This is a genomic window from Streptomyces flavofungini (assembly GCF_041028215.1).
GTDB lineage: Bacteria > Actinomycetota > Actinomycetes > Streptomycetales > Streptomycetaceae > Streptomyces > Streptomyces flavofungini_B.
On the sequence record NZ_JASKYR010001559.1, the window covers coordinates 1 to 430 of the forward strand.

At 74.2% G+C, this 430-nt stretch carries 1 pseudogene; it reads left to right on the forward strand.

Annotated features, from left to right (window positions below):
* Positions 1-430 (forward strand): annotated as a pseudogene (locus AB8Z36_RS42175) (hypothetical protein); the annotation flags it as partial.

Below are 430 nucleotides of genomic sequence, written 5' to 3' on the forward strand. Positions count from 1 at the left end.
ATCTCCAGCCCACCGTCCTGCGGGACGAACTGATCGAGCTCGGCGACGCTTTCCGTGCCTATCAGAGATCCGCGGAGCCCGACCTCGCGGTCCTGGCCGGGCTGCACGAACGCAAGGCGCTCGCCTTCACCACCTGGGCGGACGTGACGGACGACGGGAGTCTGCGGGCCGAGGCGCGGCGCGCCGAACAGGCCGCCGCCACCGCCCGCGCGCAGCACGCGCAGCGCACCGGCGAGGACGGCGAGGGAGCCGTCGCCAGGCTGCTGACCGGCCCCAACCAGTGGGAGCACGCGCGAACCGTCCTCGCCCACGTCCGCGATCACGCACCGGTGCCGGGACCGGAGGCGCGGCTGCTCGCGCTGATGCTGACGCTGCGTTCCGCGTGCAAGGGCAGCGGCAACGTCACCGGGCTCGACCTGCGCGGCTGGCC